Source organism: Leucobacter sp. UCD-THU (genome assembly GCF_000349545.1).
GTDB lineage: Bacteria > Actinomycetota > Actinomycetes > Actinomycetales > Microbacteriaceae > Leucobacter > Leucobacter muris.
Map to the genome: position 1 here is coordinate 38,577 of NZ_APJM01000029.1, position 15,183 is coordinate 53,759.

The window sequence follows — 15,183 nt, forward strand, 5'->3', positions numbered from 1 at the left end:
GAATATCGCGTTGTGCAATATTCCGGGGCTCTTTAGTGTCGATCTAGACGCGTGGCAGGGCTCTCGGCCCGCCCGCGCACCCAGAGAAGCACGACCGAAGGAGTTCTCGTGAAGATCGTTTCCGTTTCAGCGCGCGACGTGGGGGTGCCCCTCAAGACGCCGACGCGAATCTCGACGCGGGAGATCCTGGCCCGTCACTACCTGTTGATCAACGTCGAGACCGACGAGGGAGTCGAGGGGATCGGGTACGCCTACTCGGGAACCGTCGGGGGAGAGGCCTTCGTCAAGGTCGTCGAGGATCTCATCGCGCCGCTGATCATCGGGGCCGACGCTCACGACGTGACCGGCATCTGGGCCCGCGTGTATCAGGAGGGGCTGCTCGCCGGCCGGCGCGGTCTGCTGATCCGCGCACTCTCGGCGGTCGACATCGCGCTGTGGGACGCCAAGGCGAAGAGCGCGGGCCTGCCGCTCGCCGCCTATCTCGGCGGCGATGTCACGGCGCCGGTCCCCGCCTACGCATCGGGCGGGTACTACCTGGCGGGTGAGGCCGAACCGGCTCGAGCCGTGCGCGAGGAGATGGAGCTCAATCGCGAGCGGGGCTTCACCGACCACAAGATCAAGGTCGGCGCCCTGCCGGTCGCGGGCGACGCCGAGCGCATCGCCGCGGCGCTCGAGGTGATCGGCGGCAGCGGCCGTCTGGCGATCGACGCCAACAACGCCTACGCCGATGTGCCGGAGGCGCTCGCCGCGATCCGGGAGTTCGAGCGCGTAGCGGGCGACCATCAGATCTGGTGGTACGAGGAACCGCTGTCACCGGACAAGATCGCCGGCCACGCAGACCTGGTGCGGCGCGTGAAGACTCCGATCGCCACCGGCGAGATCCACCAGACGCGCTGGGACTTCCGGCAGCTCATCGAGAACCGGGCCGCAGACATCCTGCAACTGGACGTCGGCGTGCTCGGCGGCATCACCGAGTATCTGCGCGTCGCCGCGGCCGCGGACGCATTCGATCTGCCCACGGCGCCCCACTGGCACGCGAACGTTCACGCGCAGCTCGCCGCGGCGCTGCCGAACACCGTCACCGTCGAGCATTTCATCCTGGAGAAGGATATCTACAACTTCGAGCGGATCGTGACGGAGGAGACGCGTCTGCGGTACGCGGACGGCGCCGTGCTCCTCAGCGGCCGGCCCGGCATCGGAGTCGCCTTCGACGAGGACATGATCGCGTTCTTCTCTCGAGCGCAGGGCTGAGGGCGGGGGTGCGGGGAATCGCGAGCGTGTGCTCCGCTCGTCGGTCGTCGCTCTCGTCCGATGCGGGGGCGCGGCGCTGCGGCGGGAGGGTGGACACGAGAGGTCGCACCGCCGGAATCCGCGTCTGTCCGGGCGACTGGTTTCGATCGGGTTACGAACAGATTGCAGATAGCATGTGGCATGCAATGTCTGCTAGCGTGTCCGTCGAGGGTTCGAGCGCGGGCGCTCCGAGGGGCATGATCGTCCAGGATGAGTTGTCTGGCGGTCGTGACCCGTGGCGGTTCTCGCGCACGGCCCTCGGGGGTGTTCCTGTGAATGCGACAAGGGTGTCGAGGGTCTTCGGAAGTGTCGAAGCGCCGCGAGATGCACCGGAGTCGAGGGGTCGGAGTGAAGGCGACGATCCCAGCAGGCAGGAATACGGTATTACGGTACGACTGTATTCGTGTTACGGTGCTCTTGGGGGGCACCCCGGTTTTGAGAACGAGGGCGTTCGCGTTGTGTGGAGCGACCAATCAATGAGGATTAGGAGTCTGTGATGGGTGATCGGCTTCGAGGCAGGAGCGTGGCGGNGAATACGGTATTACGGTACGACTGTATTCGTGTTACGGTGCTCTTGGGGGGCACCCCGGTTTTGAGAACGAGGGCGTTCGCGTTGTGTGGAGCGACCAATCAATGAGGATTAGGAGTCTGTGATGGGTGATCGGCTTCGAGGCAGGAGCGTGGCGGGAAGGGTCGCTGCGGTTCTGGTCTCTGGGATGCTGCTGTTCACGGCGGCGTGTTCGTCGGGCGGTGGGGAGATCGCGGGAGCTCCGGGGGGTGATGGGGCCGGGGCGTATACGCAGATGCGTCCGGGTGATGCTGAGCCGACGGAGCAGGATACGGAGGTGCTGGAGGCGCTTCCGGCGTCGGTGCAGGAGTATTACGAGGGGTTCTGGAACAGTACTCGGTTGGGGCCGAATCCGTATGCGGATTATGAGGCTCCGGAGGGTCCGTGGAAGATCTGCTACGCGGATTCGTTCCAGGGGAACACGTGGCGTATCGAGGGTCTGGAGGTGGCGCAGGGTCTCGTGGAGGATCTCGCGTCGCAGGGTCTTGCCGAGGGTGAGATGACGGTCACGAATGCTGATAATGATGCGACGCTGATGGCGAATCAGGTCAATAGTCTGGTGCAGCAGGGGTGCGATCTGATTCTTGCGATGCAGCCGCCGTCGATCGGGGTGTGCCAGGCGTTCGATCAGGCGTTGGCGGCCGGGGTGCTGACGGTGGTGATGCAGTCGGGTACGGAGTGCACGAGTGTGATCCATTCTGATTTCGGTGCGTTCGCGGCTGCGAAGGTGACTGCGGATTGGCTGGTGGATCAGATCGAGTCGTCGGGCGGTTCCGGGAACGTGGTGATGTGCAACGGTATTCCGGGTGTGGCGACGGCGGAGGCGCGGCAGTTGGCGGCTCGGTTGGCGTTCGAGGATGCCGGTCTGAATGTGGATGAGATCACGGGTGAGTGGGATTCCGCGGTGATCAAGTCGCAGATGGTGAATTATCTGAGCACGCATCCGGGTGAGATCGCGGGTGTGTGGGATGGCGGGGTGTGCAACGTTCCGGTGAACGAGGCGCTCTCGCAGGCTGGTCGTGACGCGGTTCCGGTGACCGGGTTCGAGGGTCCGTGCAATGCGATGGCTCAGTGGGAGTCGACGGGTGCGGAGTCGATCTCGTTGTCGGCTGGTGCGGGGCAGGGTGTCGTGGAGGCGATGAAGGTCGCGCTGCGGATGCTGTCGGGTCAGAAGCCGGTGGTGAACACGCTGCTGTATCCGCCGCAGGTGATCACGGCTGACAATTTCGATGAGTACTACGATCCGGCGATGACGTTGAACAGTGTGTGCTCGACGCAGCCGGTGGGTGGCGAGTCGGTGCCGGACAGTTACTACGACGATCTGTTCGAGGGTGGTGATCCCGCTCCGAAGCTCGCTCCGGTGCTGACCACCCTCCCCATCGAATAACACGGCGGATCGTCGTACCCATTCGATCGAGGTCGGGGTCCTTTGCGCTCAAAGGGCCCCGACCTGCATCGCAGGATTGGACAGAAATGGCACTCGAAGCCCCCACGACGACTGAGATCAGCGTCGACACGAAGAAGTCCCTCAGAGGGAAGATCGCGCCGAACCTCGTCTTCATCGCGCCCGTCGTGATGATGGCGGTGATCGGCATCCAGATGCCCTCCGTGCTGACGGTGACGGGCATCACATCGCTGCTCGTACTCGCGGCGATCCTCGGCATCGCCTCGGTCGGGCAGACCTGGGCGATCATCACCGGCGGCATCGATCTCTCGATCCCCGCCGTCATCGGCCTCGCATGCGTCGCCGTCGCGAAACTCACGGCGAGCGGCGTCCCGTTCGGCACGATCCTGCTGCTGCTGCTCGGCCTGTCGATCGTCATCGGCCTGGTGCACGGCGTGCTCTCGAGCGTGCTGCCGATCCACCCCCTCATCATCACGCTCGGCACCGGCTCCATCATCACGGGCGGCGTGCTCTGGGCGACCGGGGGCCGCACCGGCGGGGTGATCCCGCAGTTCATCACCGACGCGGTCTCGCCCGTCGCCTCGACGGGCCCGATCCCGGTGCCCGCGGCGATCCTGCTGTGGGCCGTCATCGCCGTGGTCGCGATCCTGCTGCAGAGCCGCACCGCGTTCGGCCTGCAGATGTACGCGCTCGGCGCCAACTCGACCGCCGCGTCCTACGCGCTGGTCAGGCCCTGGCTGGTGCGCTCCGTGGTCTACACCCTCAGCGCCGTCTTCGCGGCGATGACGGGGATCCTGCTCGCCGGGTTCAGCGGCACCGCGTCCGCCGACATCGGCGTGCCCTACATGTTCCAGACGCTGACGGCGGTCGTCGTCGGCGGCACCTCGCTGCTCGGCGGGCGGGGCGGCTACGGGCGCACGATCGCGGGCGTGCTGCTCACCACCCAGTTCACGATGCTCCTGATCGGCTTCGGCGTGAGCTCCAACCTGCAGCAGGTCTTCCTGGGGCTCGTGATCCTGGTGCTCATCGCCATCTACGGACGCGACCGGCACATCGCGAACCGACTGTGAACGGGAGATCCAGATGAAAGACGAGACTATGAGTGCGACGAAGCGCGACGACTACCTGGTGTCGCTGCAAGTGGACGAGCACCGCTACGGCAACACGCTCGCGATCCAGGACTGCAGCATCGAGATACTGCCCGGCGAGGTGCACGGCCTCGTCGGCGAGAACGGCTCCGGCAAGAGCACCATCGTGAAGCTGCTCAGCGGCATCATCAAACCCACCTCGGGTTCGCTGATGGTGTCGGGCGAGGAGGTCGTGTTCAACAACCCCTCCGACGCCCAGCGGCACGGCGTGAACACCGTGTTCCAGGAGACGCTGATCTCCGACGGCAACTCCGCCATCGAGAACGTGTTCCTCGGCGTCGACGGCCTCTTCAAGCGGGACCGCAAGAACAGCGTCGAGCGCGAACAGGCGCTGGAGTTCGCGGAGCGCCTTGGATACGACGCCTCGCTGCTGCGCCGCCCCGTGCACGCGATGTCGGTGGCGGACCGCCAGGTGCTGACGCTCATCCGCTCACTCGCGAGGCCCTGGAAGCTCCTCATCCTCGACGAGGCGACCTCGGCGCTCGACATCCAGACCCGCGACCGGCTGTTCGACATCATCAAGGAGAGCCGTGCGGAGGGCCGCAGCGTGCTCTTCGTGTCGCACCGCATGGACGAGCTCGAGATCCTCATCAACCGTGCGACGGTGCAGCGATCCGGCCGGCTCGTCGGAGTGGTCGACAAGGCCGAGGCCACGCCCGAGCGGCTCATCAGCATGATGAGCGGACAGCAGGACGCCTCCGACTACGTGCACGAGCGCGCCGTGCGCGCCGACGGCGAGGAAGCGGCGACGAGGCTCGCGCTGCAGGGCGTCGCCCTCGCCCCGGGCGCGGCGCCCTTCGACCTCGACGTGCGAGCGGGCGAGATCCTCGGGATCGCGGGCCTCGAGGGTCAGGGCGGGTCGAAGCTGGCGGAGACCGTCGCCGGACTGCACCCGCCCGCCTCCGGCAGCGTGGCGCTGAGCGCTGAGCCGGGGGAGCCGCAGCGCAGTGTGCGGAGCTACCGTCAGGCCTTCAAGCGCGGCGTCGCCTACGTGCCGGCGAAGCGCCAGGAGGAGGGGCTGTTCGCGCCCCTGAGCGTCGCGCAGAACTTCATCATCGCGACCACGAAGGCGATCTCGACGCTCGGCTTCTTCCGCAAGAAGAAGCTCGAGGAGGCGACCTGGGTGTACATGGACAAGCTCAGCGTGCGACCGCGCGACACGAGCGTGCCCGTCTCCCAGCTGTCGGGCGGCAACGCCCAGAAGGTGCTCATCGGGCGGTGGCTCAACGCGAACCCTTCGGTGATCATCCTGAACGATCCGCTGCGCGGCGTCGACGTCGGCACCAAGCGCCAGTTCTACAAGCTGCTCTCGGGCCTCGCGGCCGACGGGGTGGCCATCGTGATGCTGTCGACCGAGATCGAGGAGCTGCTGCTCATCAGCGACCGCATCGCGGTGTGCCGCCAGTCCTCCGTCGCCCGAGTGCTCGAGGGCGACGATCGGACGCAGGAGGAGATCCTCTCCGCGATGTTCGGCGTCCGCGACGGCGCGACCTTCCAGACCGAGGAGAACCCCGCATGAACACGAGAACCGTTGAACCGACGGGCAAGAAGCTCGCGGCCCCCAAGGGCGGCCTCGTCCAGACCATCCCGTATTGGGCGCCCGTATCGGTCGCACTCGTCGTCCTCATCGTGATGACGGTCATCCAGAGCCCGGCGTTCTTCGGGTCGGGCAGCTGGCAGCTCGTGCTGCTCTACGCGTCGCCGCTCATCATGCTCGCCATGGCCCAGGCTCCGGTGCTGATGAGCGGCGGGGGCGGCCTCGATCTCTCGGTCGGCCCCGCCGCCGGCCTCATCGCCGTGATCATCGGCGGCATCGTGATGCCGCAGGGGGTCACCTCGCTGCCGCTGCTGATCCTCATCGCGGTGGGGTGCGGGCTCGTGAACGGCGCGCTGAACGGCCTGCTGGTGGCGTTCCTGCGGGTTCCGCCGATCATCGCGACGCTCGCCACGTACCTCATCTACGGAGGGCTCGCGCTGCAGCTGCTGCGTTCGCCCGTGGGCGTGGACACGCAGACGTTCGGCTGGTTCTACCGCACGACCGTGGGCATTCCCAACATGCTGCTCATCATCGTCGTCTTCGCGCTGCTCTGGGGGCTGCTCATGCGCACCGCGTACGGGCGCAACCTGCGGGCGGTGGGCTCGAACGACCGCGCCTCCTACACCGCAGGCATCAACGTGACGGGGGTGCGCTTCGCGGCCTACGTCATCGCGGGCCTGGGCACCGGCATCGCCGGGATCCTGCTCGTCATCGTGCTCGGGGGAGCCGACGCCACGGTCGGCGAGTCCTACACGCTGCAGGCCATCTCGGCCGCGGTGCTGGGCGGCGTCAGCCTGCTCGGCGGGCGCGGAGGAGTGGTGGGCGCTGCGATCGGCGGGCTGCTGATCTTCCTCATCCAGAACTACCTCACGGCCACCGGCGCCCCCAGTTACGTGCTGCAGGTCGCCTTCGGCGTCGTGCTCATCGCGGCCATCGTGGTGAACGGCGGGTGGGAGTTCCTCCGCACCAAGGGAGGGCGGCGGTGATGGCGCGCATCGTTCGGGTGTCGGTCGCCCAGATCCCGGTCGCCATCGGCGACGTGCAGCAGAACCTCGCGACGCACGAGACGGCGATCCGCGAGCTCGCGGCCGACGGCGTGGAGCTCGCGGTCTTCCCGGAGTGCGGCCTCAGCGGTTACCTCTTCGACACCAGGGCCGAGACCGAGGCGGCCTCGATCGGGGCCGACGGGCCCGAGATCGCGCGGCTCGCAGCGGTCTCCGCCGAGCTCGGGATCGTGGTCGTCGTCGGCTTCGTCGAGCTCGACGAAGCCTCGGACAGGCTCTACAACACCGCGGCGACCATCGACGGCGACCGGGTGGTGTGCTACCGCAAGACCCACCTGCCGTTCCTCGGCGCCGACCGTTTCGTCGATGTGGGCGAGAATCAGCCCGCCGTCGTCGAGACGCGGGCCGGCGTCATCGGCATGAGCATCTGCTACGACCTGCGCTACCCCGAGTGGGCGCGCAGTCTCAGCCTGCTCGGCGCCGAGATCATGGTGCACCCCACCAACTGGGCGGTTCCCGCCGAGCCCGTCGCCCGCATCCTCCCGCCGGCCAGGGCCATGGAGAACGCGATGTACGTGCTCGTGTCGGATCGGGGCGACGCCGAGCGCGGCGTCGACTTCGTCGGCCTGAGCGGCATCTACGAGCCGAACGGCTCGATCCGGGAGCTGTGCGAGCGGGGCGACCACCTCATCACCGCCGACATCGATCTCGACCTGGCGCGTCGATCGAAGATCGTCTTCGACCCGGGCGTCTTCGAGCTCGACCTCTTCGGCTCGCGGAGGCCCGAACTCTACCGGGTCATCACCGAACCATCAGCCTCGTAATCCAGAGAAGAGAGAAGGAACCACCATGTGCGCACCCCTGACCATGGACGCCGCGCAGCAGCGCGTGATCGCGGCGAACCTCGCGGAGTTCCGGAAGAACACCCAGAGCCCCTTCGGCAAGGACGACGAGATCGGCATGCTGAACCTTATCACCCCGGACACCATGCGCTCGGCCATGTCGGTCGCCGACATGGGCCACGTGATCGACATGAGCGTCGACTACTTCCTCGGCATGCCGAGCTTCACCGCGGCCGGGCAGCCCGACTACCAGATCTGGATGACGAACACCCCCCGCGGCACCGTCATCGACGACCCGATGGGGCTGCAGGATCCCGCGCAGAACGAACTCGTGTCGTACTCGGGCGACGCGATCTCGATGTACACGCACACCGGAACGCACATCGACACGCTCAACCACTTCGGCTATCACGGCGCCATGTGGAACAATTTCAAGGCCGACGAGCACCTCGGCAACCGCGTCTGGAACATCGGCGGCCCAGAGAAGCAGCCGCCGATCATCGCGCGCGGGGTGATGCTCGACATCGCGGCTCTGCTGGGGGTCGACGTGCTGCCGCAGAGCTACGGGATCGGCGCGAAGGATCTGCAGGACGCGTGCAAGCGGCAGAACGTTGAGCTGCGGGTGGGCGACGTCGTCATGATCCGCACCGGTCAGATGACCCTGTGGCCGACGCCGCAGTACATCGAGAACGAGGGCGGGCTCACCCGCGAGGGGGCCGAGTTCCTGGCGAAGGCCGGCGCGGTGCTCATCGGCGCCGACAACCTCTCGCTCGAGCAGATCCCCTCGACCGAGGAGGGCAACTGGCTGCCGGTGCACACCTACCTCATGGCCGAGGCGGGCGTCACCATCATGGAGGTGGTGGACCTCGAGGGTCTCGCGCGCGAGAACATCTCGGAGTTCTGCTTCGTCGGCGCGGCGATCAAGTTCGCGGGTGCGACGGCGGCCCCCATGCGGCCCCTGGCGCTCCCGATGCTGAGCCGATGAGCGCGGCCGCGAGGCCCGCCCGAGGGCTCGTGCTGACCGGGGGCGCGAGCGGCATCGGCGCGGCGACGGCGGTGCGATTCGCCCGAGCGGGCCACGACGTCGTCTTCGGATACCACGCTGCGGATCCGCACGATCCGGCGATCGTCGTGCGCGACGTCGAGCGCCTCGGCCGCAGAGCGCACGCCGTCGAGCTCGACGTGCGCTCGACGGCGTCGGTCGACCGGCTCCTCGAGGAGGCCGGCGAGCGGCTCGCGTCGATCGACGCCGTGGTCGCGAACGCCGGCATCCTGCGGAGGAGCTCCATCGAGCGCATGCGGGACGAGGACTGGTACGACGTGATCGACGTCGACCTCACCGGGGTGATGCGCGTGTTCCGCGCCGCCGCGCCGCGACTCGATCCGGGCGCCGCGCTCGTCGCGGTGGCGTCGATCACCGGCGCGATCTACGGCTGGGCGGATCACGCCCACTACGCCGCCGCGAAGTCGGGGATCCGGGGCCTCGTGCGCAGCCTCGCGATGGAGTTCGGCCCCCGGGGCATCCGGGTGAACACGGTGATCCCGGGCCTCGTGCGCACGCCGCAGTCGCTCGACGAGGTGGAGTCGCTCGGCGAGCGGGCTCTGCGGGAGCTGGCGCCCACGGTGCCGCTCTGCCGGATCGGCGACCCCGAGGATGTGGCGGGGGCGATCCGGTTCCTCTGCGGCGACGACGCGCGCTACATCACGGGCGCGGAGATCGTGGTCGACGGAGGGCTCACGGTGAAGCAGTCGGAGTAGGGCTCCGACACGGACCGGCCGGCGCGCGCGGAATCCGCGCGGGTGAAACCGGGGGAACTGAGGGAGGAACTGATGGGCGATGTGTTCAGAGTGCAGGGGCGTCGGACCCTGGTAGTCGGCGGGGCGGGCACGCTCGGGCGCGAGATCGGCGCGCAGCTCGGGGATGCGGGGGCCCGCGTGGCGACCGCGGATCTCGCGGGTGCCGACATCGACGTCGATGTGGCCAGCACCGCATCGGTTGGTGCGGCGGTCTCGCGGGCCGCGGAGCTGCTCGGGGGCTCGGTCGAGATCCTCGTGAACGCGTCGGGCATCCAGGGGGATCAGCACGAGATCACGGAGATGGATGACGACGACTGGGCGAGGGTCGTCGACATCAACCTGACGGGGGTGATGCGCGTCGCGCGGGCGGTGGCTGGGGAGATGAAGCGGAACCGCTGGGGGCGCATCATCCACGTCGCGTCGCAGCTCGGCATCAAGGGCGCACGCGAGATGGCGCACTACACCGCGTCGAAGGGCGGGGTGATCAATCTCACGAGATCCCTCGCGCTCGAACTCGCCCCGCACAACGTGCTGGTGAACGCGGTCGCGCCCGGCCCCTTCGATACCCCGATGCTCGCGTCGCTGTCGGACGAGTGGCGGGCCGCGAAGCTGCGGGAGCTGCCCCTCGGGCGCTTCGGCAGGGCCGAGGAGGTGGCGCCGGCGGTGCTGCTGCTCGCGGGAGAGCCGTCGGGCAACATCTTCGTCGGGCAGACCATCGGGCCCAATTGCGGGGACGTGATGCCGTGAATCCGATCGCCGACCGCCGCGCGGGAGTGCTGCGCGAGGCGCTCTCCGCGGGGCTCCTCCATCCCGACCGAGCTCCGATCGCGAGCTTCATCGACGGCGCTACTCTGCGCGAGAACGTCGAGAGCCTGCGCCGGGCCTTCGCCGGGGGGCCCGATGTGCTGCACGCCTTCGCCGCGAAGGCGGGCAGTCTGCCCGTGCTGCTGCGGATGCTGCGCGAGCTGGGCATGGGGGCCGAGGTCGCGAGCGAGGGCGAGTTCGAGATGGCGCTGCGCGCCGGCTTCGCGGGTGGGGAGATCGTGTTCGACTCCCCGGCGAAGACGAACCGCGAGATCGAGCGCGCCCTCGCGTGCGGCGCGCAGATCAACATCGACAACCTGCAGGAGTTCGAACGGATCGCGCGGCGCCTGGGGGAGGGGGTCGGCGGCGACGCGATCGAACGCTCGATCGGTTTCCGGGTGAATCCGCAGATCGGCACGGGGAGCATCGAGGCGATGAGCACGGCCGGCGCCCAGTCGAAGTTCGGGGTCGGCATTCGGGATGCCGAGAGCCGGAGCCGGGTGCTCGAGGCCTATCTGCGCGCGCCCTGGATGAACAGCGTGCACGTGCACGTGGGCTCCCAGGGCGTCGCGTCGGAGATGATGGTCGAGGGGATCCGGGAGGTGACGGCGCTCGCCGACGAGATCAACGGGCGGGTCGGGGCGCAGCGGATCCTCACCATCGATATCGGCGGCGGTCTGCCGGTCGACTTCCAGAGCGATGACGGCGATCCCGGGTTCGAGCGCTACGCCGCCGCGCTCAGGTCGGAGGTGCCCCGGCTCTTCTCGGGCGACTACCGCATCGTCACCGAGTTCGGGCGCAGCATTCTCGCGAAGGCGGGTTTCATGGCGGCGTTCGTGGAGTACACGAAGAGCTCGGGCGGTCGGCCGATCGCGGTTACCCACGCGGGCGCGCACGTCGCCACCCGCACCGTGTTCATGCCCGATTCGTGGCCGCTGCGGATCCTGCCCTTCACGGGGAGCGGGGAGCCGAAGACCGGGGGCGAGGTCGTGCAGGACGTCGCCGGCCCCTGCTGCTTCGCGGGCGATCTCATCGCGCGGGGCCGGAGTCTCGCTCGCCTGGACGCGGGCGACATCGTCGTGGTGCCCGACACCGGCGCGTACTACGCCTCGACTCCGTTCACGTACAACTCGATCCTGGCGCCGGGCATCTACGCCGCGGAGTGGGAGGGTGCGGGTGATGGCGCCGTCGGGTTCAGGCCGGTGCGCGAACCGCAGACCATGGCGAGTCTGCTCGCGGCCAGCGGGGCGGAGCTGCTGGGCTGAGCGGGCGGGCGCTCCCCGCCCGGCGCGAGCGAGCAGATCACCCTGGACTTTATGAGAATACGGTAATACGATGATACGTGAATCGGATTCGTTCAATGGAGAAGGGAAACGCAGGTGGCAAAAGAGATCAAGGTGACCTTCGGCGCCGACATCGACGCGGTGGCCGGCTGGCTCGGATCGTACGGCGGGGAGGACTCGCCCCACGACATCCAACGCGGCATGTGGGCGGGAGAGGTGGGCGTGCCCCGCTTGCTGAACCTCTTCAAGAAGTACGACATCCAGATGACCTGGTTCATCCCCGGGCACTCCGCCGAGACGTTCCCGCACATGGTCGAGCGGATCGTCGAGGCCGGGCACGAGATCGGGGGTCACGGGTACTCGCACGAGAACGGCATCGAGATGACCGAGCAGCAGGAGCGCGACGTCATCTTCCACTCGACCGAGATCCTCGAGAAGCTGACGGGCACGCGCCCGCGCGGGTACATCGCCCCGTGGTGGGAGATGTCGAACCACACCGCCAGCCTGCTGCTCGAGGCGGGGTACGAGTACGACAAGTCGCAGGGCTTCCACGACTTCCAGCCGTTCTACGCCCGAGTGGGCGACTCCTGGACGAAGATCGACTACTCCAAGGACGCGAGCGACTGGATGAAGCCGCTCGTGCGCGGCACCGAGGTCGACCTCGTCGAACTCGGCGGCAACTGGTACGTCGACGACCTGCCGCCCATGATGTTCAACAAGAACAGCCCGAACAGCTACGGCTTCGCGAACCCCCGCGACATCGAGGACATCTGGCGCGAGCAGTTCGACTGGGTGTACCGCGAGTACGACTACGCCGTCTTCCCCTTCACCATCCACCCCGACGTCTCGGGCCGCCCCCACGTGCTCATGATGATGGAGCGCATGATCGAGCACATGGCGAAGCTGCCGGGGGTGACGTTCGAGACATCGCTCGACATCGCCCGCGATTTCCGTCGGCGCTTCCCGTTCGAGTCGAACGCGAAGTACCCGTTCGACCGGGATCTGGGGTAGCCGGTGCCACCCGTCGGGGAGGGCGACGCGCCCGCCCCGACGGCGCGCAGGGGAGGGCGCTCATGAAACGAATCGACGTGCTCGCCGTCGGTGGCACGATCTCGTCCGTGCCGAAGGCCGGCGACTCGGGCGTCGAGCCCACGCTCGGCGCCGAGGCGATCCTCGGGGACCGGGTGGGCAGACCCGACCTGAACCTCGTCTTCCACGACCTGCCGCCGCTGCCGTCGAACTGGCTGTCACTCGAGGACGCGGCGCGGATCGCGGCGCGGATCGACGAGGTCGGCGCCGATGGCAGCGAGGGGGTGCTCGTCATCCAGGGCACCGACACCCTCGACGAGGTGCCGTTCGCGGTGGATCTGCTCGTGCGCGCCCGGATCCCGGTCGCCTGCACGGGAGCGATGCGAACCCCGGATCGGCCCGGCGCCGACGGGCCGGCCAACATCCAGGACTGCCTCGACTACCTCGCGGGGGCGGTGGCCGCCGAGACGGTGGTGATCCTCGGTGGCACGGTGCACCCGGCCGCCTACGTGCGCAAGACCCACACGCTCCTGCCCGACGCGTTCGCGTCCGCCCCGGTCGGCCCGTGCGGGGTGATGGTCGAGGGCTCGTTCTTCCGCCATCGTGCGCCGGTCGAGCGGCCGGCGCTCGACCTCGCGAGCGGCGGCGAGAGCGGGGTGCTGCTGCTCACCGCCGCCCTCGGAGACGCGTTCGCTTGGCTTCCCGACCTGTTCCCCGGTCACTACCGCGGGCTGGTCGTGGCCGGCATGGGCAACGGGCACACGAACCGGCGCGCGGCGCACGGCATCGCCGAGGTGGCGGAGCGGCACCCCGTCGTGCTCGTCTCGCGCACCGGCGGCTTCCCGCTCGCGAGGCAGACCTACAACTACGACGGTTCCGAGATCTTCTTCGCCCGTCGGGGGGTGGCGCTCAGCGACCTCGGAGACGGGCTCAAGGCCCGCATCCTGCTGTCGCTCGCGATCGGCGGCACCGCGTCGCGGGAGGACGCGCTGGCGCTCTATCGGGCCGCCGAGGCGCGGATCATCGACGGTCTGGCGGGGGAGTAGCGGTGTGCGGCGCGTGCGGCACGGGCAGGTCGGCGGCCCCGTGGGAGAGCGCCCTGCTCCGATCGGCGGTGGAGTACCGGATGTTCGCCGACGCCCTGAGCGGGGAGCTGCGCCCGGACGGGATCCGCATTCGGGCGCTGCCCGGCAGGATGCTCCAGCTGCGGAGCGCCGGCGGCTCGGTCAGGATCGTCGGCACGGTAAACGAGCTCATCGCTCTGAGAGGATCCGGGGCGCGAACTGTCGGGGCCTCGCCGTCGCGCTGCATCGACCTCTCCGACTCGCTCGGAACACCGGAGGCCCGAGTGGCGCTCGTCGTGGACATCGTCGCCCTCGCCCCGACGCTCGACGCGCCGGTCGTGATCGCCGTGGACGGCGCGGCCGCCTGCTACACGGTGGGCTCGGGCGGAGTCGAGGCCGGTGCGCCGACGACTAGCATGGAGGTCGAAGCCGCGCGGAGCCTCCGGGAGGCCCTCGCGCCCGTGCAGACGCGACGGCCCGAACCGGCGCGAGCCGGATGAAACCCGCGACCGGTCGGGGAGGCCCCCGACCGCTGAACATAGGAGACGAGATGGTGTTGGCGAGAACCGCGGCCCCGCTGCGCGAGCAGGCGGTCATCGTGCTGCGGGCCGATATCGTCCGGGGCGACTTCCAGCCCGGTGCGCGGCTCACCGAGAAGCATCTGTGCGATCGCCTGGGCGTCAGTAGGACGGTCGTCCGCGAGGCGCTGAGGCAGCTCGAGGCCGAGCGGCTCGTCGACATCCTGCCGAACGTGGGGCCGATCGTGCGGGTGCTCAGCGTCGACGAGGCGCGGGCGCTCTACGAGGTGCGCGAGGCGCTCGAGTCGACCGCTGCCAGGCTGGCGGCGCTGCGCGCGACGCCCGAGCAGCTGCGGCTGCTCGAGGCGGATCTGCAGAGGATCCGGGAGGCTTCGGAGGCCTCGTTCGTCGAGCTGCTCGAGATCAAGGATCACTTCTACACGACCCTCGTCGTCGCCTCGCACAACCCGGCGATCGGAGACATGCTGTCGAACGTGAAGGCGCGCATCAGCCAGTTGCGCAAGCTGACGCTGTCCACGCCCGGTCGCATGGGGGCGATGACGGCCGAGCTGGAGCGCATCGTCGCGGCGATCCGGGCGGGCGATGCGGATGGCGCGCAGCGCGCCGCCGCCGAGCACGTGCGCCGGGCGGCCGCGCTCGCCGAAGAGCGGTTGGCGGAGGCCGCGGCGGTCTGAGCGTCGATCCGAGGGCCCTCCGGGGTCACGATCGCGCATATTTGAGAATACGGTATTACGGTACGACTGTATTCGTGTTACGGTGCTCTTGGGGGGCACCCCGGTTTTGAGAACGAGGGCGTTCGCGTTGTGTGGAGCGACCAATCAATGAGGATTAGGAGTCTGTGATGGGTGATCGGCTTCGAGGCAGGAGCGTGGC

The 15,183-nt window shown here is 68.5% G+C and carries 14 protein-coding genes; all 14 read left to right on the plus strand.

Features of this window, described 5'->3' with window-relative positions; all coding sequences use genetic code 11:
• Window positions 1–108 precede the first annotated feature (108 nt).
• Window positions 109–1,251 carry a mandelate racemase/muconate lactonizing enzyme family protein gene (locus H490_RS17580; protein WP_017882704.1) on the plus strand — a complete coding sequence of 381 codons (1,143 nt, stop codon included), beginning with the start codon at window positions 109–111 and terminating at the stop codon, window positions 1,249–1,251.
• Between the two features lie 755 nt (window positions 1,252–2,006).
• Entirely contained in the window at window positions 2,007–3,245 is a 1,239-nt protein-coding gene (locus tag H490_RS17585) for a substrate-binding domain-containing protein (RefSeq protein WP_193743369.1), read from the plus strand.
• A gap of 86 nt (window positions 3,246–3,331) precedes the next feature.
• Complete coding sequence (locus tag H490_RS17590) at window positions 3,332–4,333, plus strand: ABC transporter permease (RefSeq protein ID WP_017882706.1); 1,002 nt, start codon at window positions 3,332–3,334, stop codon at window positions 4,331–4,333.
• 28 nt (window positions 4,334–4,361) lie between these two features.
• A complete protein-coding gene (locus H490_RS17595; RefSeq protein ID WP_017882707.1) occupies window positions 4,362–5,930 on the plus strand; it encodes a sugar ABC transporter ATP-binding protein in 1,569 nt (522 codons plus the stop codon).
• On the plus strand, window positions 5,927–6,934 hold the full coding sequence (locus H490_RS17600) for an ABC transporter permease (protein ID WP_017882708.1): 1,008 nt from the start codon (window positions 5,927–5,929) through the stop codon (window positions 6,932–6,934). Before H490_RS17595 ends, H490_RS17600 begins: the two co-directional genes overlap by 4 nt.
• Complete coding sequence (locus H490_RS17605) at window positions 6,934–7,776, plus strand: carbon-nitrogen hydrolase family protein (RefSeq protein ID WP_017882709.1); 843 nt, start codon at window positions 6,934–6,936, stop codon at window positions 7,774–7,776. The genes H490_RS17600 and H490_RS17605 overlap by 1 nt, the downstream gene beginning before the upstream one ends.
• 25 nt (window positions 7,777–7,801) lie before the next feature.
• Entirely contained in the window at window positions 7,802–8,779 is a 978-nt protein-coding gene (locus H490_RS17610) for a cyclase family protein (RefSeq protein WP_031289520.1), read from the plus strand.
• Window positions 8,776–9,552, plus strand: coding sequence for an SDR family NAD(P)-dependent oxidoreductase (locus H490_RS17615; protein WP_017882711.1), 777 nt, complete (start codon window positions 8,776–8,778; stop codon window positions 9,550–9,552). Before H490_RS17610 ends, H490_RS17615 begins: the two co-directional genes overlap by 4 nt.
• Window positions 9,553–9,624: 72 nt before the next feature.
• Complete coding sequence (locus H490_RS17620) at window positions 9,625–10,338, plus strand: SDR family NAD(P)-dependent oxidoreductase (protein ID WP_017882712.1); 714 nt, start codon at window positions 9,625–9,627, stop codon at window positions 10,336–10,338.
• A complete protein-coding gene (locus H490_RS17625; protein WP_017882713.1) occupies window positions 10,335–11,660 on the plus strand; it encodes a hypothetical protein in 1,326 nt (441 codons plus the stop codon). The genes H490_RS17620 and H490_RS17625 overlap by 4 nt, the downstream gene beginning before the upstream one ends.
• Window positions 11,661–11,774: 114 nt before the next feature.
• Complete coding sequence (locus H490_RS17630) at window positions 11,775–12,689, plus strand: polysaccharide deacetylase family protein (RefSeq protein WP_017882714.1); 915 nt, start codon at window positions 11,775–11,777, stop codon at window positions 12,687–12,689.
• A gap of 62 nt (window positions 12,690–12,751) precedes the next feature.
• Window positions 12,752–13,753 carry an asparaginase domain-containing protein gene (locus tag H490_RS17635; RefSeq protein WP_017882715.1) on the plus strand — a complete coding sequence of 334 codons (1,002 nt, stop codon included), beginning with the start codon at window positions 12,752–12,754 and terminating at the stop codon, window positions 13,751–13,753.
• An 80-nt stretch (window positions 13,754–13,833) separates the two neighbouring features.
• Complete coding sequence (locus tag H490_RS17640) at window positions 13,834–14,271, plus strand: hypothetical protein (RefSeq protein WP_017882716.1); 438 nt, start codon at window positions 13,834–13,836, stop codon at window positions 14,269–14,271.
• Between the two features lie 50 nt (window positions 14,272–14,321).
• The gene (locus tag H490_RS17645; RefSeq protein ID WP_017882717.1) at window positions 14,322–14,984 is read left to right on the plus strand and encodes a GntR family transcriptional regulator; all 663 of its coding nucleotides are present in this window, start codon (window positions 14,322–14,324) and stop codon (window positions 14,982–14,984) included.
• Window positions 14,985–15,183 lie beyond the last annotated feature (199 nt).

What these genes read in the sequence shown, in the direction of transcription:
- H490_RS17615 (WP_017882711.1), top strand. Translation starts at nt 8,776, where the DNA reads ATGAGCGCGGCCGCGAGGCCCGCCCGAGGGCTCGTGCTGACCGGGGGC.
- H490_RS17620 (WP_017882712.1), top strand. Translation starts at nt 9,625, where the DNA reads ATGGGCGATGTGTTCAGAGTGCAGGGGCGTCGGACCCTGGTAGTCGGC.
- H490_RS17585 (WP_193743369.1), top strand. Translation starts at nt 2,007, where the DNA reads ATGCTGCTGTTCACGGCGGCGTGTTCGTCGGGCGGTGGGGAGATCGCG.
- H490_RS17640 (WP_017882716.1), top strand. Translation starts at nt 13,834, where the DNA reads ATGTTCGCCGACGCCCTGAGCGGGGAGCTGCGCCCGGACGGGATCCGC.
- H490_RS17600 (WP_017882708.1), top strand. Translation starts at nt 5,927, where the DNA reads ATGAACACGAGAACCGTTGAACCGACGGGCAAGAAGCTCGCGGCCCCC.
- H490_RS17590 (WP_017882706.1), top strand. Translation starts at nt 3,332, where the DNA reads ATGGCACTCGAAGCCCCCACGACGACTGAGATCAGCGTCGACACGAAG.
- H490_RS17645 (WP_017882717.1), top strand. Translation starts at nt 14,322, where the DNA reads ATGGTGTTGGCGAGAACCGCGGCCCCGCTGCGCGAGCAGGCGGTCATC.
- H490_RS17595 (WP_017882707.1), top strand. Translation starts at nt 4,362, where the DNA reads ATGAGTGCGACGAAGCGCGACGACTACCTGGTGTCGCTGCAAGTGGAC.
- H490_RS17610 (WP_031289520.1), top strand. Translation starts at nt 7,802, where the DNA reads ATGTGCGCACCCCTGACCATGGACGCCGCGCAGCAGCGCGTGATCGCG.
- H490_RS17605 (WP_017882709.1), top strand. Translation starts at nt 6,934, where the DNA reads ATGGCGCGCATCGTTCGGGTGTCGGTCGCCCAGATCCCGGTCGCCATC.
- H490_RS17635 (WP_017882715.1), top strand. Translation starts at nt 12,752, where the DNA reads ATGAAACGAATCGACGTGCTCGCCGTCGGTGGCACGATCTCGTCCGTG.